This is a genomic window from Kitasatospora sp. MY 5-36, from assembly GCF_001182915.1.
Taxonomy (GTDB): Bacteria; Actinomycetota; Actinomycetes; order Streptomycetales; family Streptomycetaceae; genus Kitasatospora.
Genome location: NZ_LFVW01001337.1, coordinates 1 through 847, shown reverse-complemented (window position 1 = coordinate 847; position 847 = coordinate 1). Strand labels below are relative to the sequence as shown.

1 pseudogene is annotated in these 847 nt (G+C 73.8%); it reads left to right on the top strand.

The features are described from left to right. A pseudogene (locus tag AE652_RS42310) lies at positions 1–847 on the top strand (5-methyltetrahydropteroyltriglutamate--homocysteine S-methyltransferase); the annotation flags it as partial.

Genomic DNA, 847 nt, shown 5'->3' with positions numbered 1-847 from the left:
CCGGCGGTGCGCGCCCGGATCGCCGCCGTCACCGACGCGGACGCCCGCCGCGCCCAGGCCTACCCGCAGCGGGCCGAGGCCCAGCGCGCCCGGCTCGGCCTGCCGCTGCTGCCGACCACCACCATCGGCTCCTTCCCGCAGACCACCGAACTGCGCGTCGCCCGGGCCGACCTGACGGCGGGTCGGATCGACGGTGCCGCGTACCAGGAGCGGATGGAGGCCGAGGTCCGCGAGGTCATCGCGTACCAGGAGAAGGCCGGCCTGGACGTCCTGGTGCACGGCGAGCCCGAGCGCAACGACATGGTCCAGTACTTCGCCGAGCAGCTCACCGGCTACCTGGCCACCCGGCACGGCTGGGTGCAGTCCTACGGCACCCGGTACGTGCGCCCGCCGGTCCTCGCCGGGGACATCTCCCGGCCGCACCCGATGACCGTCGACTGGTTCCGCTACGCGCAGGGCCTGACCGACCGTCCGGTGAAGGGCATGCTGACCGGCCCGGTCACCATGCTCGCCTGGTCCTTCGTCCGCGACGACCAGCCGCTCGCCGACACCGCCCGCCAGGTCGCCCTCGCCCTGCGCGACGAGGTCGTCGACCTGGAGGCCGGGGGCGCCGCCGTCGTCCAGGTCGACGAGCCGGCCCTGCGCGAGACCCTCCCGCTGCGGGCCGCCGCCCGCCCGGCGTACCTGGACTGGGCCACCGAGGCCTTCCGCCTGGCCACCTCCGGCGTCCGCGCCGACACCCAGATCCACACCCACATGTGCTACGCCGAGTTCGGCGCCATCATGACGGCGATCGACGACCTCGACGCCGACGTCATCCATACCTTTCTTCGTGGGATCGTTCTGG